The organism is Mesorhizobium sp. M7A.F.Ca.CA.001.04.2.1, assembly GCF_003998485.1.
GTDB lineage: Bacteria > Pseudomonadota > Alphaproteobacteria > Rhizobiales > Rhizobiaceae > Mesorhizobium > Mesorhizobium ciceri.
In genome coordinates this window covers 1-25,459 of sequence record NZ_RZQT01000083.1, presented here as the reverse complement: position 1 = coordinate 25,459, position 25,459 = coordinate 1, and the positions used below count along the sequence as shown (strand labels likewise).

The following is a 25,459-nucleotide window of genomic DNA, read 5'->3' as shown; positions in this document are numbered from 1 at the left end:
GTTCGCGAAGATCATTGGAAAAAGGTCGCGTCATCAGATGCTGGCCTCCACTCCAGCCAGCATCTTGAATCACAAAACTCACAAATCGGGAATCCCCTACGATTCCATCAAGTCGTGAACCGCTCTAGCCTACGATGGCGAAGGCTTCGCGCGTCGTTCCGGAAGCCGTCCGGACCGGCTTGCGGCCAATCCATTGGACATGCCGCCCCAGTGTGACGGCCGCCGATTCGGTGTTTCCCTGCCGCAAGGCGGCGAGGATCGCGCGATGGTCCTGATCGGTGCGCGTCTCCCACTCCGAGCGCCATGCCGCGAACAGGAAACGGGCGCTTGCCGCGTGCAGATCGTCGATGGTGGCGAGCAGGCGCGGCATGCCGCATGGCGACAGGATCAAGCGGTGGAAGGCGCGGTTGGCTTCCTCCCAGGACCTGACATCGCGGGACTTGTCGCCGGCCTTGGTCGCCTCCTCGGCGAGATCGAGAATGGCCGATGTCAGATGCGGCGCGGCGTGGCGCAGCGCCAGCACTTCAAGGGCGGCGCGCATTTCGGCGACTTCCTTGACCTCGCCCAGATCGAAAGACGCGACACGCACGCCGCGGCGCGGCTCGCCGATGGCCAGCCCTTGCGCCTCGAGGCGGCGGAAGGCCTCGCGCACCGGAACATGGCTGGTTTGGAATTCCTCGGCGATATGATCCTGCCGAAGCCTGGCCCCCGGCTCGATCGCACCGGAGATGATGCGGTCCGCCAGAACCTTGCTGATGCGCACCGCGATGGTGTCGTCTGTGCCCTTTGCCATGTTTTATAGATAATTTGCGGCAGGGCGGCTTGTCGAGACGGCGGGACCGAATTCCTAAACTTCCTCTTAGCGCAGGCCAGAGGTAGCGTCGCGAAAGACCAGCCTTTAGTTGACCCGGCTGATGCAGAAATCGATGACGTCGATCAGCGCCGATTTCTGCGGCGTCGCTTCGAGCGGCGCCAGCGCGTCGCGGGCAATCTCGCCGAAATGGCGGGCACGCCCGATCGTGTCGGCAATGGCGCCGTGGCGGGTCATCAGGCCGGTCGCCTTTTCCAGGCCGGCGTCATCGGCGACATTGTCCTCGATGGCGCGCTTCCAGAAGGTGCGCTCGGCCTTGGTGCCGCGCCGATAGGCGAGAATGACCGGAAGCGTCACCTTGCCCTCGCGGAAATCGTCGCCGACATTCTTGCCCAGATCCTTGCTGGTGCCGCCATAGTCCAGCGCGTCGTCGATCAGCTGGAAGGCCAGGCCGAGATTCATGCCATAGGAGCGCAGCGCGGCGCGATCGTTGCGCGTCGCCTGGGCGATGACCGGGCCGACCTCGGCAGCAGCCGAAAAAAGTGCGGCGGTCTTGGCCTTGATGACGGCGAAATGCTCGTCCTCCGTGGTTTCGAGGTTCTTGGCGGCGGCAAGCTGCATCACCTCGCCCTCGGCGATGATCGAGGCCGCACTCGACAGGATATCGAGCGCTTCGAGCGAGCCGACATCGACCATCATGCGGAAGGCCTGGCCGAGCAGGAAGTCGCCGACCAGCACGCTTGCCTGGTTGCCCCAGATCATGCGGGCGGTCTTCTTGCCGCGGCGCATGCCGCTCTCGTCGACGACATCGTCGTGCAGAAGCGTCGCGGTGTGCATGAATTCGACGGAGGTGGCGAGCTTGACGTGGCCCTCGCCGGCATAGCCGAACATCTGGGCTGCGGCCAGCGTCAGCATCGGCCGCAGCCGTTTGCCGCCGGACGAGATCAGATGGTTGGCGACCTCCGGGATCATCTCGACGTCGGAGCCGGCCTTGGACAGGATCAATTCATTGACGCGCCCCATATCGGCGGCAGTCAGATCGATCAGATCCTTGATGGAGGCGGGCTCCCGCTTCCCGTTTTCGATGTTGAGAACGACACCCACGACAATCACTCCCGTCTTGGTATAGAGCGTGCGACGGCACCCTTAGTCCCTGTATGGACTCTAGGGCGGCGGACATGGGCACGGCAAGTGGCGAATTGGCGCGGCGGCGGCGACAGAATGTCAACGACCCCAAGGGAACGGCTCTGCCCCGGAATCCCCTGCCCGTTTACATCAATAGCGCAAACTGCGAGTTTCATACGATGATAGAACTAGTCCGCACCAACGATGCCGTGATCATTTCCTTTGTCGAATCGCTGATGCGCGACGCCGGCATTGCCTGCTTTGTCGCCGACCAGAATATGAGCATTCTCGAAGGGTCGATCGGTCTTTTGCAGAAGCGCGTCATGGTCGACGCCGACCAGGCCGACGCGGCACGGCGCATCCTGACGGATGCCGGCATCGCCAACGAAATCCGCGGAAGATAATGTCCGCCGCGCCCGCCGCCCTTGTCCCGGACACGCCGGCCCATACGGTCGACGCTTTCCATCGCGGCCGGTTCTGGCTGGTGCAGCCCAAGCAAGGCGGTCATCGCGCCGGCATGGATGCGATGATGCTGGCGGCATCCGTGCCGTCCTCTCTTGCCGGTCGTCTCGCCGATTTCGGTGCCGGTGCCGGGGCCGCCGGCCTGGCGGTGCTGTCGCGCTGCCCGGCCGCCGAGGCGGTGCTTGTCGAACGCGCGCCGGAAATGGCGGCCTTCGCGGCAGCCACCCTTGCCCATCCCGGCAATGCCCATCTGAGCGATCGCGCCTCCGTGCTGGTCGCCGATGTCACCGTATCGGGCCGGGCGCGGGCGGCCGCCGGCCTCGCCGACAATGATTTCGACTTCGTCATCATGAACCCGCCCTTCAACGCCCCCCGGGACCGCGCCTCCCCCGATCGCCTCAGAAAAGAGGCCCATGTCATGGAGGACGGGGTGTTCGAGAGCTGGATCCGCAGTGCGGCGGCGGTTGTCAGGCCGCGCGGCGGGCTTGCCGTGATCGCCCGCCCCGAACAGCTCGGCGCCATTCTCGATGCGATCGCAGGGCGCTTCGGCGATGCCGAAATGCTCGCCGTCCACCCTCGCCCAGACGCCGCGGCAATCCGCATCGTTGTGCGGGCAGCGCTCGGGACACGGGGAAAGCTTGCCATCCGCCCGCCCCTGATGCTGCACGCGCAATCAGGCAACGGCCCCGACGAGCGCAGCGAAATGATCACCAACGGCCTCGCCTCGCTGTTCGGAGATTGAGCTATTCTGCCTGGCCACATTGCCGTTGGCCGGGAAATCCCTACATGCCTGCAACCTATCGACCGGAGACCACGCCCTCGTGAAACGCCTTATCAACCGCCTGCTGCCGAAATCCTGGCGCTCCACCGTCGTCACCATTCCGGTCATCCGGCTGCACGGCACCATCATGGCAGGCGGTGGCCAGTTCCGGCCGAGCCTGTCGCTGGCCTCCACCGCTGGCCTCATCGAGAAGGCGTTTTCCTACGACGCCCCGGCAGTCGCCATCTCGATCAATTCGCCCGGCGGCTCGCCGGTGCAGTCGCGGCTGATCTTCAAGCGCATCCGTGACCTGGCCACGGAAAAGAACAGAAAGGTACTGGTCTTCGTCGAAGACGTGGCGGCGTCGGGTGGCTACATGATCGCGGTTGCCGGTGATGAGATCTTCGCCGACCCATCCTCCATCGTCGGGTCGATCGGCGTGGTCTCGGCTTCGTTCGGCTTCCCGGAACTGATGAAGAAGATCGGCATCGAGCGACGCGTCCACACCGCCGGCCAGAACAAGGCGGTGCTCGACCCGTTCAAGCCCGAGAAAAAGGAAGATGTCGAGCGGCTGAAGGCGCTGCAGCTCGAGGTGCACGGCACGTTCATCGACCTCGTCAAGGAGCGGCGCGGCGCGAAACTGAAAGACGACCCGGACCTGTTCACAGGCCTGTTCTGGACCGGCATCAAGGGCCTTGAACTCGGCCTGGTCGATGCGCTCGGCGACATGCGCACGGTGCTCAAGACCCGTTTCGGGGCGAAAACCCAGCTCAGGCTGATCACGACACCGCGCGGTTTCCTCAGCCGCTTCGGCCTGTTTGGCTCAAGCAAGGGCTTTTCAGCGCCCGATATCGCAGCCGCCGCCGCCAGCGGCGTGATCGACGCGGCGGAAGAGCGCGCATTGTGGTCTCGCTTCGGGCTTTGAAAACCCGGCAAAAGCGTCTAGCATGAGAGCTTAACCGACCCGACCGGCCGCCTTCGCCGGCCCAGCGTGGGAGGAGTTTTGGCATGCCGCAGATCATTTTCTTCGCCGTCGTTGGCGTCGCCGCCTATTTCGGCTACCGCACCTTCATTAGGGAAGCCGAACGCGTGACCGCCAAGGTGCGGCGTACCGAAAAGCAGACGGCCAACGGCGCGATGGGCACTTTGGTCAAGGATCCGAAGACCGGCGAGTACCGGCTGGCCAAGGACTGAGCACCATTTCGCAGACCATTGTGGACACCGACATCGGGTCGCGTAGCTGGCACGCGCACGCCAAGATCAATCTTGCGCTGCATGTCACCGGCAGGCGACCTGACGGCTATCATCTGATCGAAAGCCTGGCGGTGTTCACGCGGTTTGGCGACAGGGTCGAAATTGCGCCTGCCGATAGCGATGAATTTACCGTGTCCGGCCGCTACGCCCCGGCTGTTCCTCTCGACGCCAGCAATCTGGTGCCTAGGGCGCGCGATGCCCTGCGACAGGCGGTCGGGCACGAGAGAACACCGCCGGTCGCTATCCGGCTGGAAAAGAACCTGCCGGTCGCCTCCGGCGTCGGCGGCGGTTCGAGCGACGCGGCGACCGTGCTGCGCGGGCTGGTGGAGACATGGGGCCTGGATATAGACGGCGCAGAGCTGGCGCGGATCGGCATTTCGCTCGGCGCCGATGTGCCGATGTGCCTGGCGGCAAAGCCGCTGGTCGCGCGCGGCATCGGAGATGAACTGTCGATGGTGCCGGATTTTTCGGCGCTTGGCCTGGTGCTGGTCAATCCGGGCACCCCGGTCTCGACGGCGGACGTCTTTGCGGCGCTTTCCCGGCGCGACAATGAGGCCTTGCCGCCGCTGCCGCGCAGCATCGATTTTCATAGCCTGCGCAACTGGCTGGAGATCACCCGCAACGATCTCGAGCCCGCCGCGCTGGCGATGCAGCCGGCTATCGGCAGGGCGCTTTCCTGGCTGAACAAGGCCGGATCGGGTTTTTCACGGATGTCCGGGTCCGGCGCCACCTGCTTCGGCCTGTTCGAGACCGGCAATGTCGCCAAGCGCGCCGCCGCCGAAATCCGCGGCCGCCAGCCCGACTGGTTCGTCGCGGCGACGCGCAGCATCGCATCGGAGGGATCGGATGGCCAGAATTGACGAGAGCCGCTCCTTCATTCCCGTGCGCATCGCGGTGCTGACCGTTTCAGATACGCGCAGCCTCGCCGACGACAAATCCGGCCAGACGCTGGCCGACCGCATCACCGAGGCCGGCCATATGCTGGCGGCCCGCGATATCGTCACCGACGATCGGGAAAAAATCCGCGACACGGTTCTGGCGTGGTCGCGGGACAAGAATATCGATGTCGTCATCACCACCGGCGGCACCGGTTTCACCGGCCGTGACGTGACGCCGGACGCGCTGGAGCCGATCTTCGAAAAGCGCATGGATGGCTTTTCGGAAGTGTTCCACCGGATCTCCTACGACAAGATCGGCACCTCGACGATCCAGAGCCGGGCGACCGGCGGCGTCGTCAACGCCACCTTCGTCTTCGTGCTGCCGGGTTCGCCAGGCGCCTGCAAGGACGCGTGGGACGGCATCCTGAAGGCACAGCTCGACTACCGGCATATGCCGTGCAACTTCGTCGAGATCATGCCGCGCCTGGACGAGCATTTGCGGCGCGGCAAATCAGCTCCGTAAAGCCGAGGCAAGCGTCGCTCTCAGCGGATGACCGGTTCGCCATGAAACCGCCGGCGCGACGGCGGCGACACGCCGAAGCCGACTTCCATCATCAGTCGCGGCGTGCGTGCCGGCACGGTGCCCATATGGAAGCCAAAAGGGTCCTCGACGAAACCGAGACCGGCCTCGCCGGTCAGCGTCACCGGGCTCTGCTCGCCATAGACATCCAGGACCTGTTGCGCGGGGTGGCCAACTAGAAGCGTGAGCTGGTGCTTGAGGCTGCGGCGCTTGTGGCTGCCCCTGACATAGACATGCGGACCGGTGTCGGCGTCGACCGGCTTGAGGTAGAAGAAGAATTTCAGCATGCGCCAATCATCGAGGTCGAAATGATACTTGCCGAGCGAGGCGAGGTTCTTGTCGGCATCCGAAGCGGCACCGGTTGGAAAACTCCACCAGACGCGCGTCGTGATCAGTTTTGCCTGGCCGCCGAGATAGTGCGCGGCAATATCCAGAAGCAGCGGATCGCGCTGGATGGCAAGCGCCGCCGGGCAGTCGAGGATGCGCTCGAAAAAATGCCCGCTGAGCAGCGAGCGGCCAAGGCGTTTCTCGGCCTCGGCATGTTCCCCCGGCATGAATTCGAGACGGCGGTCGAAATTGCCGTAGCAAGGCGTGCGCCCGGCGAAGTCGGCGATCTCTTCATGGATATCAGGCGGCAGGACCAAGCCTGAGAACAGCCCGTCGGAGCGCAACGCATCGACGACCGCTCCCCGTTCGACACCGGCAAACATCGTATCCCCGGAATTGGCGACCGGGCGGGCGCGTTTTGCGCCCAGCCAATGCATGCGGCGTCCAGGCATTGTGCGCGCCAGCACGAACATCGGCAGCCAGGCGGGGTTTTCGCGCAGGTCCTTGAGATAGGTCGGAATGCGCACCGCGATGCGTCGCAACAGACTGCCGTCGCGCGCAATAGCCTCGAGACTGGCCGCGCCGGATGTGTCGGGGGTTGAAAGCTTCATTGGGTCCTCGGCTATGAGAGCACCACCGATGCCGCATCGGTGCTCGCCACTCGGCATGTCCCAAACCCAATTCCCGCTTGAACGGAAGCTAACCCCGCGTCAGATTTTGTGCAATGCACAATGGCCTGAGCAGCTGCAAAAAATCATGTCGAGGAGCGGCGTTCCTGCTTGGCGGGCGCCATCCAGATCTCGGCGTCGAGCCGCTTCATTGCGAGGCCGCGGGCGATGGCCTCAGCACTGCCGGCACTCTTGGCCGCGGCCGCCGCCTGACGCTTGCTGATCAGCAATCCGTCGGCCAGGGCGCGGTTTCCCGAAAAGACCCGTGCCAGGAATGGCGTGCGGCTGGCCCGCGTGCGCGAAAACCGTGCGGCCATGGTCTGCCTGGCCGTATGCGCGACAACCTCATCGATCCAGCCCTCCACCAACCGCGCGCCCGGTTCCAGGAGCAGCAACCAATCCCCCTTGGCCTGGCGGATGCCGGCAGCGACACCGCCGGTCACGTACTGACAGCCGGCATGCTCGGCCACACGATGCGTCTGGTCGGTGGAGCCTGTGTCGCAGACGATGACTTCACGCACCACGCCTTCGACCGCGCCGCCAATCAGCGAGGCGAGCGTGCGGGCGAGGCCCTCCTCGTCATTGCGGGTTTCGATGAGAACACTGAGCATCCTTAGCCGAATAGCGGAAAGCGCCGGACAGCGCCAGTTTTGCATCGCACCATAGAAAGTTCTTGCTTTGTTCTCATCGATGAAATAGGAATAATTTCATGAACAGAGCGATTCGACACAACACGGACAGTCCCTGGGAGCGGGCGAAAATGGAACAGATCGTGCGCGCCGACATTGCAGCTTTCGGAGCAGGAAGAGCCGAGATGGCCAATGCGATGGTCGAGCAGAGCGGCATGCGTGTCCGCCCGGACCGCAACCGCGGCAGGTCGGCCGGCATCAACCCGTCCGGCCGATTCGAGCCAGTCAGCCGGCACGTGTTCGACGATGGCTGGAATTCGCTGGAAGAACTGCCCCCCTTCAAGACCGAAGTGCAGGTCGAGAAGCCGCGCACCATCATCACCCGCAACGAATCGCCCGACATTTCCTTCGACCGTTCCATCAACCCTTATCGCGGCTGCGAGCATGGCTGCGTCTATTGCTTTGCCCGCCCGACGCACGCGTTCATGGGCCTGTCGCCGGGTCTGGATTTCGAATCGAAGCTGTTCGCCAAACCTGATGCGGCGCGCTTGCTCGACAAGGAGCTTTCGAAGGACAGCTATCAGCCGCGCACCATCGCCATCGGCACCAACACCGACCCCTACCAGCCGATCGAGAAGCAGTACCGGATCATGCGCGAAATCCTCGAAGTGCTGGAAGCGCGCGGCCATCCGGTCGGCATCGTGACAAAGTCCGCCCTGGTGACGCGCGATATCGATATCCTGTCGCGCATGGCCGAACGAGGGCTCGCCAAGGTGGCGCTGTCGGTGACGACGCTCGACCGCATGCTGGCGCGCACCATGGAGCCGCGCGCGTCGACGCCGACCAAGCGGCTGGAAGCGATCCGGCAGCTTTCGGATGCCGGCATTCCGGCGTCGGTCATGGTGGCTCCGATCATTCCGGGCCTGACCGATCCGGAGATGGAACGCATCCTCGATTCGGCACGTGCGGCCGGCGCGCGCGAGGCGGGTTATGTGATCCTGCGGCTGCCGCTGGAGGTCAGCCCGATCTTCAAGGACTGGCTGCTGCGCCATTATCCCGACCGTTACCGCCATGTGATGTCGCTTGTCCGCTCCATGCGTGACGGCAAGGACTACGATTCGGAATGGGGCAAGCGCATGAAGGGCGCCGGTCCCTATGCCTGGCAGATCGGCCGGCGCTTCGAGATCACAGCCAAGCGGCTTGGTCTCAATGCCGAACGGCGCACGCTGCGGACCGATCAGTTCGTTGCCGCCGGGAAAGACCAGGTGCAACTGACGCTGCTTTGAAGAGACAATTCGTCGCGATGGTTTGATCCGTCGCGCACCAAGAATCCCGTCCGGCCTGCCCCGGCCTGCAGACGGTGCCCTCCCGGTCCGGCGCCCCACCCGACCCGGAGGGACTTGCGGAGAATCGGAGCCGATGCGAACCTCGCCGCAACATGGCTCGCGCGCGTTCTGATTCTCCGCCTCTCTTTGAGATCATCGAGAAGCCCGACTTCTCCTTCGAGACGAAGGCGATGGCGGAGGGCCTGTGGCCGGTCGCCGGGATAGACGAGGCAGGCCGCGGCCCCCTGGCCGGGCCGGTGGTCGCCGCGGCGGTGGTGCTCGATCCCGCCAACATTCCCGACGGCCTCGACGATTCCAAACGCCTCAGCCATTTACAGCGTGAGGCCCTGTTCCTGCGCATTCTCGGCTCCGCACAGGCGGTCTCGATGGCCTCCATCAGCGCCGAGGGCATCGACGGCAGCAACATCCTCAAGGCAAGCCTGGAAGCCATGCGGCGCGCGCTGGTAGGGCTGTCGATCCGGCCGAAGCTTGCGCTTGCCGATGGACGCGACGTGCCGCCGGGACTGCCTTGTGAAGGGCGCGCGCTGATCAAGGGCGACCAGCGTTCGCAGTCGATCGCCGCCGCCTCGATCGTCGCCAAGGTGATGCGCGACCGCATGATGTGCGGCTGCGGCAACCATCACGACCGCTACGGGTTCGAAGTCCATATGGGCTACGCCACGGTTCGCCATCGCACCGCGATCGAAGCGCATGGCCCGGTGGCGCGGCTGCACCGCGTGTCGTTTGCGCCATTCCGGCTGGGTGGGGCCGAGGTGGACGTGGCGGAAGAAGAGAGCTTCGCCGGGCTGGATTGAGCGACGACGACGACAAGCCAATCTCCCCCTTGTGGGGGAGATGTCCGGTAGGACAGAGGGGGGCGCTGTCCCGCCGGCCTCTCAATCGGATTGCAGTTATGCCCTCAGGCTTGTCCCGATAGACCTTAGGACAACAAAGGTTAGCGTTCCTTCACGCCCCCCCTCTGCCCTGCCGGGCATCTCCCCCACGAGGGGGGAGATTGGCAGCTTCAGCGCCGCAACAAAAAAGCCGCCGGGTTGCCCGGGCGGCTTTCGATGACTGGCTAGACGAAGCGCCTAATTCAGCTTCGACTTCACGTCCGCGAGCGAAGCCTTGAACAGATCTGCACCGGCCTTGGCGTCGATCTTGCCGGCAAGCAGCGCGCGTGCTGCCTCGACGGCGATGTCGACGGCGCTGGCGCGCACTTCGCTGATGGCATCACGCTCGGCCTGACCGATCTTCTGTTCGGCAAGCGCGGTGCGCCTGACGACATAGTCCTCGGTCTTCTTATGCGCGTCGGCGGCAAGCATGTCGGCTTCGCGCTTGGCGGCAGCGACGATGTCGGCGGCCTCCTGCTCGGCTTCCTTGCGCTTGCGCTGGTACTGGCCGAGCAGCTGCTGGGCCTCCTCGCGCAGCCGGCGCGCTTCGTCCAGTTCATTGCTGATCCTGGCGGCACGGGCGTCGAGCGCCTTGGCGATCATGCCAGGCACCTTGATGTAGACGGCAACGCCGAGGAAGATGATCAGGGCTATCGTGGCCCAGAGCGTCGCGAGAGATGTGTAATCCATGATGCGCTCCTCACCGGGCCACGGATTTGACCGCGGCCGCGATCTCGGCCTTGCTGGCCTTGCCGCCAACCAGAGCCTCGACGATCGCCGAAGCGGTGTCCTCGGCGATGCTGCCGACTTCCTTCATGGCATTGGCCTTGATGGAAGAAATGCGGGCTTCGGCTTCGCCAAGCTTCGCGTCGAGCGCGGCCTCGACCTTCTTGCGAGCGGTGTCGGCCTCGGCCTTGGCAGCGTCGTTGGCCTGCTGGCCGATCGCGTTGGCCTTGGTCTTGGCTTCCGCCAGTTCCTGCTCGTAGGCAGCAACGGCGGCGTCGGCCTCGCCCTTCAACCTGGCCGCCTGGTCGAGGTCCTGCGTGATGCGATCGTTGCGCACATCGATGATGCCGCCGACGCGCGGCATCACCACCCGCTTCAGGAAGAGATAGAACAGCCCGAAGGTGATCGCCAGCCACAGAAGCTGCGACGGGAACGTCGCCGGATCGAATGGCGGAAACGTGCCATGCGCTTCAGCAGGCACGCTGGTGCCGGAATGCGTGTCGCCTTCCGTCGCAGCGTGGCTGGTATCGGCTGATGGCGCGGACTCTTGCGCAAAGGCAGATGTCACGAACATGGACTATCCCCGAAATTCAGGCCCGCCGCTTGCGCGGCCGGCCTGTCCAATCTTCCCGAGTGCTCAGCCGAACAGGGCCAGAAGCGCGATGAGAAGCGAGAAGATGCCCAGAGCTTCGGTCACGGCAAAGCCGAAGATCAGACGGCCGAACTGGCCATCGGCGGCCGAAGGGTTGCGCAGTGCGCCCGCCAGGTAGCTGCCGAAGATGTTGCCGAGGCCAATGCCCGCGCCACCCATGCCCAGGCAAGCGATGCCGGCGCCGATGTACTTTGCTGCTTCTGCGTCCATTTGTTCAACTCCTTTGGATCTAAAATTCCGTTGCGATTCCATCCGGCGCCAATGTTGGAAATCTTTGGGCCGGAAACTTTTGGACCTAGTGCCCTGGATGCAGGGCGTCGTTGAGATACATGCAGGCCAACACGGCAAAGACGTAGGCCTGCAGGAAGGCGACCAGCAGTTCCAGTGCCGTCAGCGCCACCGCCATCGCCAGAGGCAGGATCGAGCCGGCGACGCCAACCGCGCCGAGCGCGCTCAGGCTGACGACGAAGCCGGAGAACACCTTCAGCGTGATGTGGCCGGCGAGCATGTTGGCGAACAGACGAACCGAGAGGCTGACCGGGCGCGACACGAAGGAGATCACTTCGATCAGCACCACGAGAGGCAGCAGGAAGACCGGCACGCCGTGCGGCACGAACAGTTTCAGGAAGCCAAGACCATGCTTCATGAAGCCGTAGACGACCACGGTTGCGATCACCAGCACGGCAAGGCCGAAGGTGACGATGATGTGGCTGGTGACGGTGAAGAAATAGGGGAACAGGCCAAGCAGATTGGCGACGAGCACGAACATGAACAGCGAGAACACGAGAGGGAAGAACTTCATGCCCTGCGTGCCGGCGGCGTCGCGCAACATGTTGCCGACAAACTCATACGCCATCTCGGAGACCGACTGAAGCCGCCCGGGAACCAGGCTGCGGCTCGACGTCGTGAGAAACAGGAATCCAGCCGCGACGATCACGGTTGCGACCATGAACAGCGCCGAATTGGTGAAAGACAGGTCATAGCCGCCGATGTCGATCGGAATCAGCTTGTTGATATGGAACTGGTGGATCGGATCGACCTTGTCAGCTGCCACGTTCAAACCCCGTCAATGCCGCGTACGGCCTCGTTACCATTACCGCACATGGTGCGCGGTCATTTCTTGTCGTCTTGGCCACGGCGCGATTTATCGCCCTGTCCAAATTCTGCCACGACGCCGGCGGAACGCATCACATTGAGCACTCCGGCGCCAAAACCAAGCAGCAGAAACACGATCAGACCCCATGGCGATGTCCCCGCCAAACGGTCGATGACCCAGCCGATGCCGGCACCCACCACCACCCCGGCGATAAACTCGCTGGAGAGTTTGAGCGCCTGACCATAACCGGCCACACTGCCCGCTTTCGCGTCGTCTTTCCCCTCGAGCCGGCCCGGCCGCCTTGTCGCAAGCGAAGCTTCAAGGTCACGGCGGCGGCGCTCAAGATCGTCGTCGCGGATGTCGGGTTCATGCTGATTGCCGCGGCCGGTTTCTCCGGTTCCGTCTGGCCCATTCTTGTCGGCCATCGCAACCCCCCTGCCCGGTCAGACCGTCACCGTCCGTCCGCTTCTAAAGTCGCCGGCAACATAGTTAGAGGGTTTGCGCCCGTCAAGCCACGGGCGGAAGTTCATTGCCATGTATTTTAGGCAATAAAATCAATGAATTACGAAGGTGCGACATCGTGCCCGCCAGGATGACGAGGATGCATGGCGCGAATCCCCCGCGCAATGGCTCTTTGATCGGCTGCGCGCCACATCAAGGATCAGCGGCTGCTCCGCACTCAGCTCCAGCCGCCGCCATAGGTCCGATAGAAGATATGCAGGCCGATCTTGGTCATCTTCTGCATCGTGCGCGCCCAGCCGGGATGGACATATTGGGCATAGTAGTGGGTCGACGATCCGACTTCCGGAATGAAGATCTTGCCGGCGGTGACGGCCATGGCGATCTCCTGGGCGGTCTTGTAGGCGGCTGGGCTATCGATGCGCTTCTTCCTGCCGTCGCAGGCGAAGGAGAACTGGCAACGGTTGAACCAGCTGTCGTTCTGGTAGACGACGCCGCAGATCGAATTCGGATAGGTCGGATTGCGGACGCGGTTGAGGATGACCTGGGCGACAGCGGCCTGGCCGCGCACGGATTCGCTCCTCGCCTCGAAATAGATTCCGTTGGCAAGGCATGCCTGCTCCTTCTTGGAGAAGACACTCGCCGGCAGCGGGTTCTGGATCCACGAATGATCGCCCTTGGCCATCGGCGGAATGAAGCGGCCCTCATTGGGCTGCTCGTCCTGAAGCAGGGCCTCGAAGGGCGATGCCTTGGCATAGTCCGGCTCGGATTGCGCATAGGCGGTGGCCAGCACATCCGGATGGTCGTTGTTGACCAGCGCCGCCAGCATGGCCGGCACGCCGGGATCCGGCTTCTTGTCCTCGCGCGCATGGAATGCCGCGGCGATCTGGATTTCCTTGCCTTTGATCTGCGGCTTGGCGAAAGCCATTTTCAGGCCGCTGTCCATGCTGGGTCGCAGCAAGGAGGACGTGCGCTCGAAGATCGAGCCGGCGTTGAAGTTCTTTGGCGGTGCGACGGGAGACATCTGGACGATGCGCCCTTTCTTCTCGGCGCGCACCACGCGGTCCTCATCGGGCGTGGCGCTGACCTTGCCGCCCTTGCCGCGAAACGACACGTTGCCGATACCGGCCAGGTGGACGCCCGATCCGGAAATGGAGCCGGTGACATCGGAATCGACAAAGGGCATCTCGGCCGCGTGGGTCGATCCGGCGACGGATTTCTCGACATAGGAATTCCAGCGCGTGCTCGATGCTTCGAGGCCGGAAACGAGGCTCGCCATGTCCTGATAGGCGGCGACGGTCGGAAAGCCAATCCAGATGCCGAAACCGATGACGAGCGGACCCAGAAAGCCACGTTTTCTCTCACCGGCGGCGGCAACCAGCCGCTTCAACACACGTCGATGCACGGAACTCTCTCCAGGAACGCTACAGACCCCACTGGAGAGCAAAATGATGCATTAACCTTGATGGGACGTTAACGGATTCGATCGGGTTTTCCCGGTCGGCCCGAGGTCGTGGTTGCGAAGTCGGGCGATTTTGCGGCCGACCATTCAGGCCGGGCGCAGGAAGATCGGCCGGGCGATCAGCGCGCAGATGGCGGCCGCCAGCCAGACGCCGGACCAGGACCAGAGGTGCAAGAGCCCCGGAATGGCCACCGGCACCAGGAAGAAGCCGACGAAAACAAAGGTGTTGGCAAGGCTGAGCGCGGTTCCGACATGGCCGGCGCCGGCAAGGGTGGCAAGCTCGGTGTAGGCGACGCCGTGCCAGGCGGAGACAGAGATGCCTGCGACAATAAGCACGACCGGAAGAACCGCCAACCAGATGAACTGGCCGCCCGGAATGGTTGGGCCGAACAGGACCAGCAGCCAAAGCATGGCGAAGGCAAGGGCGCTGAACGCGCTGCACAAGCGAAGAAATTGGCGGCGGTTGCCGTGACGGTCGGTGAAGCGGCCGCTCCAGATGCGCATGACCATGGCGCCGATCTGCACCGCGGCGAGGCTGGCACTGATTGCCGCCGTTCCCAACCCAACGAAGTCGTGCAGGAACACGGAGGCGAAGGTGAGCACGGCCACCTGCGGAAAACAGAGCAGGCCGATGGCGGTCGCGATACGCCAGACGTCGCGATTGCGCAGCGGCGCCGGTCCGGCCACAGCCGAAGCGGGATGGCCCTCGCCTGCCGTCGGCGGCTCGTGCAGCCAGCGCCAGGCGAACAGGGCAGACAGAGCGGATGCACCCGCCAGGACTCCGAACACCGCGGCAAAGCCGAAAGCCAGCGCAAGCGAGGGCAGCACGAGCGCGCCAAAGCCGCCGCCAAGCGGCACCGCCGTCTGCCTGATGCTCATGGCGAAGCCGCGCTCGTTTTCCCGAAACCAGCCCATGATGGCGCGGCCGCTCGAACCGTTGACGCTGCCGCCGAGCAATCCGGTGATGAATAGGCTCGCAGAGAGCAGCGTGACATCGGGAGTACCGGCCTTTGTCGGCACGACCAGCATCGCCATGACCAGGAGCCACGCCGCCGTCGCGCCGAGCCCGATCAACAGCACGCGGCGGTCGCCCCAGCGATCGGTGAGCAAGCCCCAGGGCAGTTCGCTGAGCGCGACCCCAAGCCCGAGAAGGCCAAGCGCCAGACCGAGTTCGGCATTGCCTAGGTGATAGCCCTGGCGAAGAACGACCGCCGTCGCCGGGATGCCGGAGAACGTAGCCGAGAAGGCGGCATTGGCGGCAACGCCGATGCCCAGGACTTTCCAGCGATGGCCCGGCGTGAACACCCTCCCGGTGGAACCGGTATCTTCCAGAAGTTCCGACGGCTGCCGGTCGGTGCAATTGACAATGGCGGACATGACTTCATTTCCCGTGCTGGCCAGCGGTTCGGCCTTGACGATCTGTCCCTACCGCCATAATTTCGTCCTGAAAATCAGGAAGTTTTGAACTTACAATCCTGAAAATCGGGACTTCCAACATGCGACGCGTGACATTCGACCTCGACGTCCTGCGCAGTTTCGTCACCGGCATGGAGCTGGGTAGCTTTGCCAAGGCCGCTGACCGGCTTGGCCGGTCGACGTCGGCGGTCAGCGCGCAATTGAAGAAACTGGAAGAACAGGCGGCGACGCCGATCTTCCGCAAATCAGGACGCGGCCTCGCTTTGACCGAGGCCGGCGAGACCATGCTCGGCTATGCGCGCAGGCTGATCGAATTGAATGACGAGGCGGCATCCGCCATCCACGGTGTCGAGCTGGAAGGCTGGGTACGGCTCGGCTTGCAGGAAGATTTCGGCGAGGCGGTGCTGCCGGACGTGCTCGGCCGATTTGCCCGGGCGCACCCCAAGGTGAAGATCGAAGCCAGGATCGCACGCAGCCACGACCTTGCCGAAAGGGTCCTGTCAGGCAGCCTCGATATCGCGCTCGCCTGGCACTGCGGCGAAACGCTGCCCTACAGCCAGCATGTCGCCGATGTGCCGATGCGCTGGATCGGGCCGGCAAAGCGTATCGAGACCAGCCTGCGCAACAGTGAGCCGCTGCCGCTGGCGGCGCTCGAAGCGCCATGCCTTCTGCGCACGGTGGCAACCGAAACGCTCGACCGCGCCGGCCTGTCGTGGCGGATGGCCTTTTCCAGCCCGAGCCTTGGCGGCATCTGGGCAGCCGTGGCGGCGGGGCTGGGGCTGACAATCCGCACCGACATCGGCCTGCCGGCCAGCGTCAGCGCGATGACGCCGGAGATCGCCGGGCTGCCTGCATTGCCCAAAATGGCGTTGGTGCTGCACCAGAAGGATGCTGAACTGGATCCGGTGGCAGCGCGGCTGGCCGACATATTGCTGCAGGCGGCGTTGCAGGCGCTGCCACGGGACGAGCGGTTGAAGGAGGTCGCTTAGACAGCCGGAACAGGTATCCAGCGCCCGACCGCTTATTTACGCTTGTTCGACCTGCCGGCGAACGGATTGTCCGACGTGCGCAGCGCGATGCGGATCGGCACGCCGGGCATATCGAAGGCTTCGCGCAGGCTGTTGGAGAGATAGCGGACATAGGATTGCGGCATCGCATCGGGCCGCGAGCACTGGACAACGAAACCCGGCGGCCGGGTCTTGGCCTGGGTGACGTATTTGACCTTCAGCCGGCGCCCGGCCACGGCAGGCGGCGGATGGTGTGCCAGGATGCCTTCCAGCCAGCGGTTGAGCTTGCCAGTCGAGACGCGGCTGTTCCATACCTTGTGGGTCCTGATGACGGCATCCATCAGCTTGTCGAGGCCGCGCCCGGTCTCGCCGGAGACAGGTACGGCCTGCAGGCCGCGCGCCTGGGGAAGAAGCCGTTCCGTCTTCTCGCGCAGTTCGGCCAGAAGCTCCTGGGGATGGTCGATCAGGTCCCATTTGTTGAAGGCGATCACCGGCGCCCGCCCTTCCCTGATGATCAGGTCGGCGATCTGCAGATCCTGCTTCTCGAAGGGAATGGTGGCGTCGAGCACGATGATGACGATCTCGGCGAAGCGGATGGCGCGCAGGCCGTCCTGCACCGACATCACTTCGAGCTTTTCGTGAATCCTGGCCTTGCGGCGCATGCCGGCCGTATCGAACAGCTTCAGGCGGCGGCCATGCCAATCCCAATCGACCGAGATCGAATCACGGGTGATGCCGGCTTCCGGTCCGGTGAGCAGCCGTTCTTCGCCGATCAGCGCGTTGATCAGCGTCGACTTGCCGGCATTGGGACGGCCGACGACGGCGATGCGCATCGGCTTGGTGTCGTCATAGGTGTGCTCGGCATCCGGATCGGCGATATCCTCGCCGATCAGCACCTCGCCGGCAGCGATCTCTTCGTCTTCGCCATCTTCGTCTTCGCCGAAGGCGCGCGCTTCGCCGAGCGCGCCGATCACGGCGTCGCGCAAATCGGGCATGCCCTGGCCATGCTCGGCCGAAACCGGGATCGGCTCGCCAAGGCCGAGCTCCCAGGCTTCCAGCATACCGCCCTGGGCGCCCTTCGCCTCGGCCTTGTTGGCGACCAGCACGACCGGCTTGCCGGACTTGCGCACGATCTCGGCGAAGGTCCTGTCATCAGGCAAAAGGCCGGACTTGGCGTCGATGGTGAAGAAGATCAGGTCGGCCTCGCGGATAGCGATCTCGGTCTGCGCACGCATGCGGCCGGGCAAGGTCGAGGCACCAGCGTCCTCGAAGCCGGCGGTGTCGATGACATCGAAATGCAGGTCGTAGAGCTTGGCGGCGTGGACGCGACGGTCGCGGGTGACGCCCGGCGTGTCGTCGACAAGCGCCAGCTTTCTTCCCACCAGCCGATTGAAGAGAGTGGATTTGCCGACGTTAGGTCTGCCGATGATGGCGACTTTGAAGGTCACGACGCACTGCCCGACCCGCGGATCAGCTCGGACATCAATGTTGCGCGCTCGCGGGTGTTGCGCGGGGCGCCGTCATCGGCGGCGATCTGGTCGAACAGTTTCAGCGCGTCCTGCGTCTTGCCTTCCTTCCAGGCGGAAAGGCCGAGCGCCTCGCGCGCCGTGTGGCGCAGCGTGTTGGTGTCGGATGTCAGCGCTTCGACACGGCTGGACACGTCGGCGAACGAGCCATGGTCGACGAGCAGCAGCGCTGCCCGCAGCCGCGCCATGTCGCGAATGCTCTGAGGAATGGCCGTGTCGGCGGCGACTTCGTCGAAATCCTTGACGGCGGCGGGAACGTCGCCCTTGTTCGCCTTGACGGTCGCGCCGCGCATGCGTGCGAGCAGCGGATAGGCGCCGTAGCCATCCTTCTCCAACTGATCGAGCGCGGTCAGCGCCTCATCGTTCTTGCCGTCATTGGCAAGCTTCAGCGCCTGCGAGAACGCATCGCCCGAGCGGTTGGCGCGCGTCTCGTCCCAATAGCGATAGCCGACGAAGGCTGCGGTGCCGAGCACCACGAGGATCGCAACGACAATCAGGGCTGGGCCAAAACGGTCCCACAGCGCCTGCGCCTGTTCGCGACGGATCTCGTCGTTGACTTCACGGATAAAACTGTCGTCGGACATCAAATCAAACCATTCCTGCCCGGTCGGGCCTTTGTCAGCCCGCGTTTTAGCGAAATTTTGCCGGCATGGAAGGGGTTCGACCGGAAAATCGCCTATTGTCCGGGGCAAACGGATGTTTGCCCCGGACGAGCAGCCGAAGAGGCCCATCGCACCCGCGCCACATTTAGGCGATAGCCGGCTTGCAGACGTTCCCCGAGTTAAGATCAGATTTCCTATGCTTCGTCCGTTCCGCGTTGTTGCGTTTTCGCTTGCCGCGCTCGTCACTGCCGGCGTGGCTCTGGCCGACCCGCCCGCGCCACCGGTGCCGGCAAAGCCCAAGCAGGTCGTCATCATCTCGTTCGACAGCGCCCGCGACATTTCGCAGTGGAAGCGCAGTCGAGCACTGGCTGAGCGCACCGGCGCACATTTCACCTATTTTCTGTCCTGCGTCTTCCTGCTGTCGACGGAAACACGCAAGGAATACACCGCACCCGGCAGAAGCGCCGGGAAATCCAATATCGGCTTTGCCGCCTCCAAACAGGAAGTCACCGACCGGCTCGAGCAGATCGGGCTTGCCGCGCATGAGGGCCACGACATCGCCAGCCATGGCTGCGGCCATTTCGACGGCAAGGACTGGAGCAAGGCCGACTGGCTGAAAGAGTTCGGTTCGTTCGAGCACATTCTCGAGAACGCCTATGCCATCAACGGCATTGCGCCCGAGCCTGAGGGCTGGCGCGATTTCGCACGGCATGCGGTCGTCGGTTTTCGCGCGCCGTATCTGTCGACGGGCAAGGCGCTCTATGAAGCGCTGCCGGCCGCCGGCTATCAATTCGACGCCAGCGGCGTCTCGCAGGGCCCCGCCCGACCGACGGCCAGCAACGGCGTCATGCACTTTTCGCTGCCGCAGATTCCAGAAGGACCGAAGTCACGGCCGGTGATCGCCATGGACTACAATCTCTATGTCAGGCATTCCGGCGGCTTCGAACGGCCAAGCCAAGCGGGCGAGTTCGCCAACCGGACCTATGATGCCTTCCGCGCCGCCTTCGACAAGCAGTATGCCGACAAGCGTATTCCGCTGGAACTCGGCTTCCACTTCGCGCTGATGAATGACGGCGCTTACTGGAACGCGCTGGAGCGCTTTGCCGGCGAGGTCTGCGTCAAGGCCGATGTCGAATGCATCAGTTTTCGCGATTATGTTTCGCGGCAAGATGCTTCCCAGAAGCAAGCTTCGGTCGGCGGCTGAGCCGCCAACCCGGTTCGTTTCCAACCTCGATCTTTAGGCCGGATCCTCAGCGCCCTGCCTTGCCAGATAGCGCTGGTCGATATCGGGCAGCGGCTCGCCTTGCAGCGTCGCCTCGAAGGCGCGCAGGCGCTTGTGGACCGATTGCAGCTCGACGATGGTCGACCAGGAGGTGAGCAGAAACTGCAGCGAACCGGTCACCTTGCCGAATGCGTTCGAAATCTGGTTCAGCGCGCCGAACGTGATCTTGTGCGCCACCAGCGAGGGACCGAGGATCAGCAGCGAGAAAATGTTGTCGGCCTGCAGGTACGTGTAACGGACGACGTTGAAATAGATGTAGTGGAAATAGAGCCTGAAATAATTGTGGCGAACATTCTCGAACAGCTCGGCCGTGGTGGCCGGCTGGGCCCGGTCCGCGTGATCCTCGCCGTAGACGAGTTCCTTGCGGTAGGCTGCCTCAACGCGCTGGTTGCGGAACTGCAGCCCTGGAAGTTTCAGACCTGCAACCATGACCGAGATCGTCCCGAACAGACACCAGGCAAGGGCTGCGACAACCAATGGCTGTGGAATCGCGCCGATAATCGGCAACTCGGTGATATGGGCCTGCAACTGGATCATGACCGGCAGGAATGCGATCAAGGTCATGATCGACTGGACGAAGCTGGAGCCGAGATCTTCCATGATCTGCGAGAACCGCATCGTGTCTTCCTGGATGCGCTGCGAGGCACCCTCGATATGGCGTAGCCTGCCCCAATTCTCGACGAAGTAGTTGTTCATCGCCGTGCGCCAACGGAAGATCCAGTGACTGACGATGAAGGCGTTGACCACCTGCACATTCATGCCGACCAGGGCGAGCCACGAAAAATCAGCCAATCCGATATAAAATTCGCTGTTGGTCGACTTTCCAGTCCCCGACATCAGCCCCTGCACATAGTCGAAGAAAGGCCCATACCAGGCGTTGACGGCGACGCTGACCTGCACATTGAAATAGATGAAGAACAGGATGACCGCGGTCATCAGGATCGACCAGCGTTGCCATGGATGCGGCGAATACCAGCTCCAGAATGCGTAGAAGACGAGCACGCAGAACGCGAAATAGAGATAGAACCAGAGGAACGGCTTCGATACGAGGATGGCGATGCCGATGATGGGCGGCGCGCCGGCCGCGGCGGGCGGCAATCCGAAAACCGTACCTAATTGTTCACCACCGAAGAACCAGAACAGGATCGCCGCAAGGCTCCAGACGGCGGCCGAAGTGAAGAACAGCTTCGGCTGCGGGAAAAAGGATACGAACACTGTGGCGAATTCCTCGATCTAGGCGCAAATCAGCTGACGACAGCGGGCATAAAGTCACACATTAGTGGGAAAGAAAATGCCCGTGCCCGATGCCCGGCACAGCAAGCCCACAATCATGGCGATTTTGGCGCAGCCGACCATGTGATGGCGCCGGAGACGACCAGCACGATCGCGGCTGTGATCGAGGCGAGGAAGAAATCGCCGGACATCTGCGCCAGAAACCCGGCGGCGACCGGCCCGATGATCTGGCCTAGGCCGAACACAGCCGTCATCAGGGCGAATATCCGCCGCGGCGCGCTTGGCGCCTGCTGCCGGGCGGCCTGCAGGCCAAATGCGGTGATGGCAATGAAGGTGCCACCGAGCAGCACGCCGGAAAGCAGCGGCCCGGTGGCGCCGCCGATGGCGACGCTGGCGGTGACGCCGGCAACTTCGATGAAGCACGCCAGCGCATAGGCGGCATAGAGGCCGGTGCGGGCCGCGACCTTCTGCCAGAGCCAGACTGAGGGAAAGCCCGCAAGACCGGCGACCATCCACACCATGGCCTCGAAGACGCGGCTGCCGCCGCCTTGCCGGACGATGGCGACCAGGAATGTCGCCGTCACCACATAGCCAAAGCCGAACAGGCCGTAGGCGACGATGACCTTGACCAACGACCGGTCCATCCGCAGTGCCGGCTCGCGGGTGACTTCGCCGTTGCCGAGCGGACCCTCATTGGCCAACAGTGCAACGAGGACGAAACCACAGGCCGAAATCGCCGCCGACCAGAGCCAGCCTGCAGCCCAGCCCGAATGCTCGGCGACCAGCACCGCCATCATCGCCGCCGATGCCGCTATGCCGAGCCCGACGCCGCCGAAATGCCAGGCCTGCAGGTCGTTGCGACCGGCAGCCGCGATATGGCTGAACACGATGCTGGCCATGAAAACCATGACGAAGGCGCTGGCCAGACCGGCCAGAAAGCGGATGGCGAGAAAGGCCGCCATCGCTTCGGTCAGCCCCATCAGCGCGGCAAGGACCGTACTGGCGCCAAGCCCCGCCAGCATCAGCAGGCGCTCGCGCCCATGCGCCCAGCCGCCCGCCGCTGCCAACGCGCCGACGAGATAACCGAGATAATTGGCCGACGCGATCCAACCGGCATCGGCAGGCGACAGATGCAATTCCTGCATCATGCCGGGCAGGATCGGCGTGTAGACGAAACGGCCGATGCCCATGGCAACCGCCATGGCAATCATGCCGGCGAAGGCGAAACGCAGCGCTGTCGAGGTGGCTGATGTCATTGCACTGCACAATAAGTGCAGGGGTCGCTGAAACAATCGCCATCTGTTGGGCCAGCGCGTGCGCGACGTGGTGCTCGCCTCGACTTTCCTCAAGCCGGAACGCTTGGCGCCTGCTCAGCAGCGGCCGCCGGCGTGCAATGGGGCCGTCTCGTGCACTGTCCGCCGTGCCGTCAGCCTGAACGGCACATCGCCCAGTTCGCGTTCCGACATGGTGTTCAGCACCGGATGCGAAAGCGGATCGGTCAGCCATCTCTGCGTTTCGCCGTCCGGGTGCGGCTCATACGGCGTACTCGCAGCGAAAAAGACCTTCAGCGACGACGACAAGATCCTCAGCATTTCCGGCTCCACAGGTCTGTCTCTTCCGATAAAATCCGCCGTTACGACATGCCTTTCAATTGAGATTTCAGCCGGATCAGTTTAGAAAAACTCAATGGCCATGCTCAACCGCGTCCACCTCAACGGCCTGCGCGCCGTCGAAACCGTTGCCCGTCTCGGATCGCTGGCGGCGGCCGCCGGTGAGCTCAACGTTTCCGTCAGCGCCGTCAGCCAGCAGATAAGCCGTACCGAAAAACAGCTCGGCCAGGCGCTGTTCGAGCGAACGGCGAGCGGTCTGGTGCTGACCGAATTCGGCGCCGTCTTCGCGGCCCGCCTTGGTGCTGGATTTCGTGAGCTTTCCCAGGCCGTGGCGCTGGCCGACGAGGCTACGCAATGCACATTGGTGGTTTCGGTGGCGCCGGCCTTTGCCTCGAAGTGGCTGTTGCCCAGACTATCTCGCCACTTCGACCGGCATCCCAACGTGCTGCTGCGCATCGACGCTTCGGTGCGGCTGGCCAATCTCGATCACTCAGACATCGACATCGCCATCCGGCTTGGCGATGGCAAATGGCCGGGCGGGCGCACGGAACTGCTCTTGGCGCAGGAAGTCTTCCCGGTCTGCGCGCCGGCGATTGCCCAAAAACTGAAGTCGATCGAGGACCTTGCCCAGACCTGCGCGATCACCGACGAGCGAGCAATGATCAACTGGGAAAGCTGGTTCGAGACGGCCGGCGTCCCACCTGTCAGCTTCCTCAAGGGTGCGCGTTTCACCGACCCGATGCTGTGCCTGGAATCGGCGATTGCCGGCCACGGCGTGATGCTGGGCTGGCAATTGCTCGCCGCGGATGCGCTGGCCGACGGGCGGCTGGTGGCGCCTTTCGGTATCCGCGCCCAGAGCGGGCTCGGCTATTGGCTGGTGACCTCGTCCGTCAAGGCGGAAAGCCGCAAGGTCCGGGATTTCAAGGTCTGGATCAGGGAAGAGATCGAAGCAACCATGGCGCGGTTCGGGTCCGCAAACCCAAAACCCGCCGGCGCGATCGCGGTGGAAAGCGCCGCGCCGCCGCTCTATGGTAGGTCGGACATCAAACTACGACAGGCAGGATCATGACCACACATTCGCGCGGCGTTTCCGCATCAATCGACCCGGTGAAGCTCGACAGGCTGGCGGAAGTCGCCATCAAGGTCGGGCTGCAATTGCAGCCAGGGCAGGATCTGGTGCTGACGTCATCGATCGCGGCACTGCCGCTAACCAGGCGGATCGTCGAGCATGCCTACAAGGCCGGCGCCGGCCTGGTGACGCCGATCTTCAACGATGACGAGATGACGCTGGCGCGCTACCGCTTCGGCGCCGATGCGAGCTTCGACCGCGCCGCCGGCTGGCTCTATGAAGGCATGGCGAAAGCCTTTTCCAACAATGCGGCCAGGCTTGCCGTGCGCGGCGAGGATCCGTCGCTGCTCTCCGCACAGGATCCGGCGAAAGTGGCGCGCGCCAACAAGGCCAATTCGATGGCTTATCAGCCGGCGCTGGAAAAGATCACCGGCTTCGACATCAACTGGAACATCGTCGCCTATCCGGACCTCGCCTGGGCCAAACAGGTCTTCCCCGGCGATGCCGACGATGTTGCGGTCGTGAAACTCGCCGATGCCATCTTCGCCGCGTCGCGGGTCGATGTGGAGGATCCGATCGGCAACTGGAGGGCGCACAACGCGGCGCTGCGCAGCCGCACCGAATGGCTCAACCGCCATAATTTCCATGCGCTGCACTTCACCGGACCGGGCACCGACCTGACGGTTGGACTGGCGGACGGCCATGAATGGATGGGCGGCGCCTCGACCGCCAAGAACGGCATCACCTGCAACCCCAACATCCCGACCGAAGAGGTCTTCACCACGCCGCATGCAAGGCGGGTCGAAGGCCATGTCTCCTCGACCAAGCCGCTGTCCTACCAGGGCACGCTGATCGACGACATTTCGGTGCGTTTCGAAGAAGGCAGGATCGTCGAGGCCAAGGCATCGAAGGGCGAGGACGTGCTGAAGAAAGTGCTCGACACCGACGAGGGCGCGCGCCGTCTCGGCGAGGTGGCGCTGGTGCCGCATTCCTCGCCGATCTCGGCCAGCGGCCTGTTGTTCTTCAACACGCTGTTCGACGAGAACGCCGCCTGCCACATCGCGCTCGGCCAATGCTATTCGAAGTGCTTCGTCGACGGCGCCTCGCTCAGCCAGGACGAGATCGCCGCGCGCGGCGGCAACAAGAGCTTCATCCACATCGACTGGATGATCGGCTCGGACAAGATCGACATCGATGGCGTCCACAAGGACGGCGCCCGCGTGCCTGTCATGCGCAAGGGCGAGTGGGCCTGAGGGTTCCAGCCGAGAGGTGTGATGGCCTTCAACATCGCGGTCAAGCGTATCTACGAGCCGCCCGCTGCCGAGGACGGGCAGCGGGTTCTGGTCGACCGCATCTGGCCGCGCGGCGTCAGCAAGCAAGACGCCGCGCTGACGCTGTGGTTGAAGGACATCGCGCCGAGCGACGAGTTGCGCAAATGGTTCGGCCACGAGCCGGCGCGCTGGGCGGAGTTTCAGGAGCGGTATCGCGCTGAGCTGGATGGGAATGGCGCGGCGGTGACGCAGTTGCGAGGCCTGCTGGGTAACGGCAAGGTGACGCTGCTCTACGGCGCGCATGACGAGGCGCACAACAATGCGGTGGCGCTGGCG

The 25,459-nt window shown here is 63.8% G+C and carries 29 protein-coding genes; 13 read left to right on the top strand and 16 right to left on the bottom strand.

Annotation, left to right across the window (positions count from 1 at the left end):
• Positions 1-124: 124 nt before the first annotated feature.
• The gene (locus tag EN955_RS23315; protein WP_024502641.1) at positions 125-793 is read right to left on the bottom strand and encodes a GntR family transcriptional regulator; all 669 of its coding nucleotides are present in this window, start codon (positions 791-793) and stop codon (positions 125-127) included.
• A 105-nt stretch (positions 794-898) separates the two neighbouring features.
• On the bottom strand, positions 899-1,915 hold the full coding sequence (locus EN955_RS23310; protein WP_013532830.1) for a polyprenyl synthetase family protein: 1,017 nt from the start codon (positions 1,913-1,915) through the stop codon (positions 899-901).
• 200 nt (positions 1,916-2,115) lie between these two features.
• Between EN955_RS23310 and EN955_RS23305 the strand changes: the two genes are divergently transcribed.
• The 6 genes from EN955_RS23305 to moaB all read left to right on the top strand — a co-directional run bounded on the left by EN955_RS23305 (position 2,116) and on the right by moaB (position 5,813).
• Positions 2,116-2,340, top strand: coding sequence for a DUF2007 domain-containing protein (locus tag EN955_RS23305; RefSeq protein ID WP_013532831.1), 225 nt, complete (start codon positions 2,116-2,118; stop codon positions 2,338-2,340).
• Positions 2,340-3,140 (top strand): methyltransferase, encoded by an 801-nt coding sequence (locus tag EN955_RS23300; RefSeq protein WP_024502640.1) that lies wholly within the window; start codon positions 2,340-2,342, stop codon positions 3,138-3,140. Before EN955_RS23305 ends, EN955_RS23300 begins: the two co-directional genes overlap by 1 nt.
• A 79-nt stretch (positions 3,141-3,219) precedes the next feature.
• On the top strand, positions 3,220-4,083 hold the full coding sequence (locus EN955_RS23295; protein ID WP_024502639.1) for a S49 family peptidase: 864 nt from the start codon (positions 3,220-3,222) through the stop codon (positions 4,081-4,083).
• An 83-nt stretch (positions 4,084-4,166) separates the two neighbouring features.
• Complete coding sequence (locus tag EN955_RS23290) at positions 4,167-4,352, top strand: membrane protein (RefSeq protein ID WP_013532834.1); 186 nt, start codon at positions 4,167-4,169, stop codon at positions 4,350-4,352.
• Between the two features lie 20 nt (positions 4,353-4,372).
• The gene (locus tag EN955_RS23285; protein ID WP_024502638.1) at positions 4,373-5,272 is read left to right on the top strand and encodes a 4-(cytidine 5'-diphospho)-2-C-methyl-D-erythritol kinase; all 900 of its coding nucleotides are present in this window, start codon (positions 4,373-4,375) and stop codon (positions 5,270-5,272) included.
• Positions 5,259-5,813, top strand: a complete 555-nt coding sequence (gene moaB / locus EN955_RS23280; protein ID WP_024502637.1) for a molybdenum cofactor biosynthesis protein B — start codon at positions 5,259-5,261, stop codon at positions 5,811-5,813. The genes EN955_RS23285 and moaB overlap by 14 nt, the downstream gene beginning before the upstream one ends.
• A 20-nt stretch (positions 5,814-5,833) precedes the next feature.
• On the opposite strand, the gene EN955_RS23275 is transcribed toward moaB, so the two are convergent.
• Both EN955_RS23275 and EN955_RS23270 read right to left on the bottom strand, forming a co-directional pair.
• Positions 5,834-6,808 carry a hypothetical protein gene (locus EN955_RS23275; RefSeq protein WP_024502636.1) on the bottom strand — a complete coding sequence of 325 codons (975 nt, stop codon included), beginning with the start codon at positions 6,806-6,808 and terminating at the stop codon, positions 5,834-5,836.
• A 143-nt stretch (positions 6,809-6,951) separates the two neighbouring features.
• Positions 6,952-7,476 carry a glycosyltransferase gene (locus EN955_RS23270; protein ID WP_024502635.1) on the bottom strand — a complete coding sequence of 175 codons (525 nt, stop codon included), beginning with the start codon at positions 7,474-7,476 and terminating at the stop codon, positions 6,952-6,954.
• Between the two features lie 149 nt (positions 7,477-7,625).
• On the opposite strand from EN955_RS23270, the gene EN955_RS23265 reads away from it, so the two are divergent.
• Positions 7,626-8,780 carry a PA0069 family radical SAM protein gene (locus EN955_RS23265; RefSeq protein WP_023808673.1) on the top strand — a complete coding sequence of 385 codons (1,155 nt, stop codon included), beginning with the start codon at positions 7,626-7,628 and terminating at the stop codon, positions 8,778-8,780.
• Positions 8,781-8,932: 152 nt separating this feature from the next.
• On the top strand, positions 8,933-9,634 hold the full coding sequence (locus EN955_RS23260) for a ribonuclease HII (protein WP_024502634.1): 702 nt from the start codon (positions 8,933-8,935) through the stop codon (positions 9,632-9,634).
• 276 nt (positions 9,635-9,910) lie between these two features.
• Here EN955_RS23260 and EN955_RS23250 read toward each other — a convergent pair whose 3' ends face one another.
• The 7 genes from EN955_RS23250 to EN955_RS23220 form a co-directional block, all read right to left on the bottom strand.
• Complete coding sequence (locus EN955_RS23250) at positions 9,911-10,402, bottom strand: F0F1 ATP synthase subunit B (protein ID WP_013532841.1); 492 nt, start codon at positions 10,400-10,402, stop codon at positions 9,911-9,913.
• 10 nt (positions 10,403-10,412) lie between these two features.
• Complete coding sequence (locus EN955_RS23245; protein WP_013532842.1) at positions 10,413-11,012, bottom strand: F0F1 ATP synthase subunit B; 600 nt, start codon at positions 11,010-11,012, stop codon at positions 10,413-10,415.
• Between the two features lie 63 nt (positions 11,013-11,075).
• Positions 11,076-11,300, bottom strand: a complete 225-nt coding sequence (locus EN955_RS23240) for a F0F1 ATP synthase subunit C (protein ID WP_006206606.1) — start codon at positions 11,298-11,300, stop codon at positions 11,076-11,078.
• Positions 11,301-11,385: 85 nt separating this feature from the next.
• On the bottom strand, positions 11,386-12,144 hold the full coding sequence (locus EN955_RS23235) for a F0F1 ATP synthase subunit A (protein ID WP_024502633.1): 759 nt from the start codon (positions 12,142-12,144) through the stop codon (positions 11,386-11,388).
• A gap of 59 nt (positions 12,145-12,203) precedes the next feature.
• A complete protein-coding gene (locus EN955_RS23230; RefSeq protein WP_013532844.1) occupies positions 12,204-12,611 on the bottom strand; it encodes an AtpZ/AtpI family protein in 408 nt (135 codons plus the stop codon).
• 254 nt (positions 12,612-12,865) lie between these two features.
• Positions 12,866-14,050 carry a cell wall hydrolase gene (locus EN955_RS23225; RefSeq protein ID WP_024502632.1) on the bottom strand — a complete coding sequence of 395 codons (1,185 nt, stop codon included), beginning with the start codon at positions 14,048-14,050 and terminating at the stop codon, positions 12,866-12,868.
• Between the two features lie 144 nt (positions 14,051-14,194).
• A complete protein-coding gene (locus EN955_RS23220) occupies positions 14,195-15,484 on the bottom strand; it encodes an MFS transporter (protein ID WP_024502631.1) in 1,290 nt (429 codons plus the stop codon).
• Positions 15,485-15,603: 119 nt separating this feature from the next.
• Here EN955_RS23220 and EN955_RS23215 point away from each other — a divergent pair, with 119 nt between their 5' ends.
• Entirely contained in the window at positions 15,604-16,512 is a 909-nt protein-coding gene (locus tag EN955_RS23215; RefSeq protein WP_024502630.1) for a LysR substrate-binding domain-containing protein, read from the top strand.
• A 32-nt stretch (positions 16,513-16,544) separates the two neighbouring features.
• Here EN955_RS23215 and der read toward each other — a convergent pair whose 3' ends face one another.
• Both der and EN955_RS23205 read right to left on the bottom strand, forming a co-directional pair.
• Positions 16,545-17,978 carry a ribosome biogenesis GTPase Der gene (der, locus tag EN955_RS23210; protein ID WP_013532848.1) on the bottom strand — a complete coding sequence of 478 codons (1,434 nt, stop codon included), beginning with the start codon at positions 17,976-17,978 and terminating at the stop codon, positions 16,545-16,547.
• Complete coding sequence (locus EN955_RS23205) at positions 17,975-18,640, bottom strand: tetratricopeptide repeat protein (RefSeq protein ID WP_013532849.1); 666 nt, start codon at positions 18,638-18,640, stop codon at positions 17,975-17,977. Before EN955_RS23205 ends, der begins: the two co-directional genes overlap by 4 nt.
• 214 nt (positions 18,641-18,854) lie before the next feature.
• On the opposite strand from EN955_RS23205, the gene EN955_RS23200 reads away from it, so the two are divergent.
• Positions 18,855-19,862, top strand: a complete 1,008-nt coding sequence (locus EN955_RS23200) for a polysaccharide deacetylase (protein WP_024502629.1) — start codon at positions 18,855-18,857, stop codon at positions 19,860-19,862.
• A gap of 33 nt (positions 19,863-19,895) precedes the next feature.
• Here EN955_RS23200 and sbmA read toward each other — a convergent pair whose 3' ends face one another.
• The 3 genes from sbmA to EN955_RS23185 form a co-directional block, all read right to left on the bottom strand.
• Positions 19,896-21,155 (bottom strand): peptide antibiotic transporter SbmA, encoded by a 1,260-nt coding sequence (gene sbmA / locus EN955_RS23195; protein WP_013532851.1) that lies wholly within the window; start codon positions 21,153-21,155, stop codon positions 19,896-19,898.
• A 113-nt stretch (positions 21,156-21,268) separates the two neighbouring features.
• Complete coding sequence (locus EN955_RS23190; RefSeq protein WP_024502628.1) at positions 21,269-22,429, bottom strand: YbfB/YjiJ family MFS transporter; 1,161 nt, start codon at positions 22,427-22,429, stop codon at positions 21,269-21,271.
• A 114-nt stretch (positions 22,430-22,543) separates the two neighbouring features.
• On the bottom strand, positions 22,544-22,765 hold the full coding sequence (locus EN955_RS23185) for a hypothetical protein (RefSeq protein WP_024502627.1): 222 nt from the start codon (positions 22,763-22,765) through the stop codon (positions 22,544-22,546).
• A 94-nt stretch (positions 22,766-22,859) separates the two neighbouring features.
• Here EN955_RS23185 and EN955_RS23180 point away from each other — a divergent pair, with 94 nt between their 5' ends.
• From EN955_RS23180 to EN955_RS23170, 3 genes are all read left to right on the top strand, one after another.
• On the top strand, positions 22,860-23,852 hold the full coding sequence (locus EN955_RS23180) for a LysR substrate-binding domain-containing protein (RefSeq protein WP_013532854.1): 993 nt from the start codon (positions 22,860-22,862) through the stop codon (positions 23,850-23,852).
• Positions 23,849-25,105, top strand: coding sequence for an aminopeptidase (locus tag EN955_RS23175; protein WP_024502626.1), 1,257 nt, complete (start codon positions 23,849-23,851; stop codon positions 25,103-25,105). The genes EN955_RS23180 and EN955_RS23175 overlap by 4 nt, the downstream gene beginning before the upstream one ends.
• Positions 25,106-25,126: 21 nt before the next feature.
• Positions 25,127-25,459 (top strand): DUF488 domain-containing protein (locus tag EN955_RS23170; protein ID WP_164769902.1); only part of this gene is annotated, 333 nt, incomplete at its 3' end.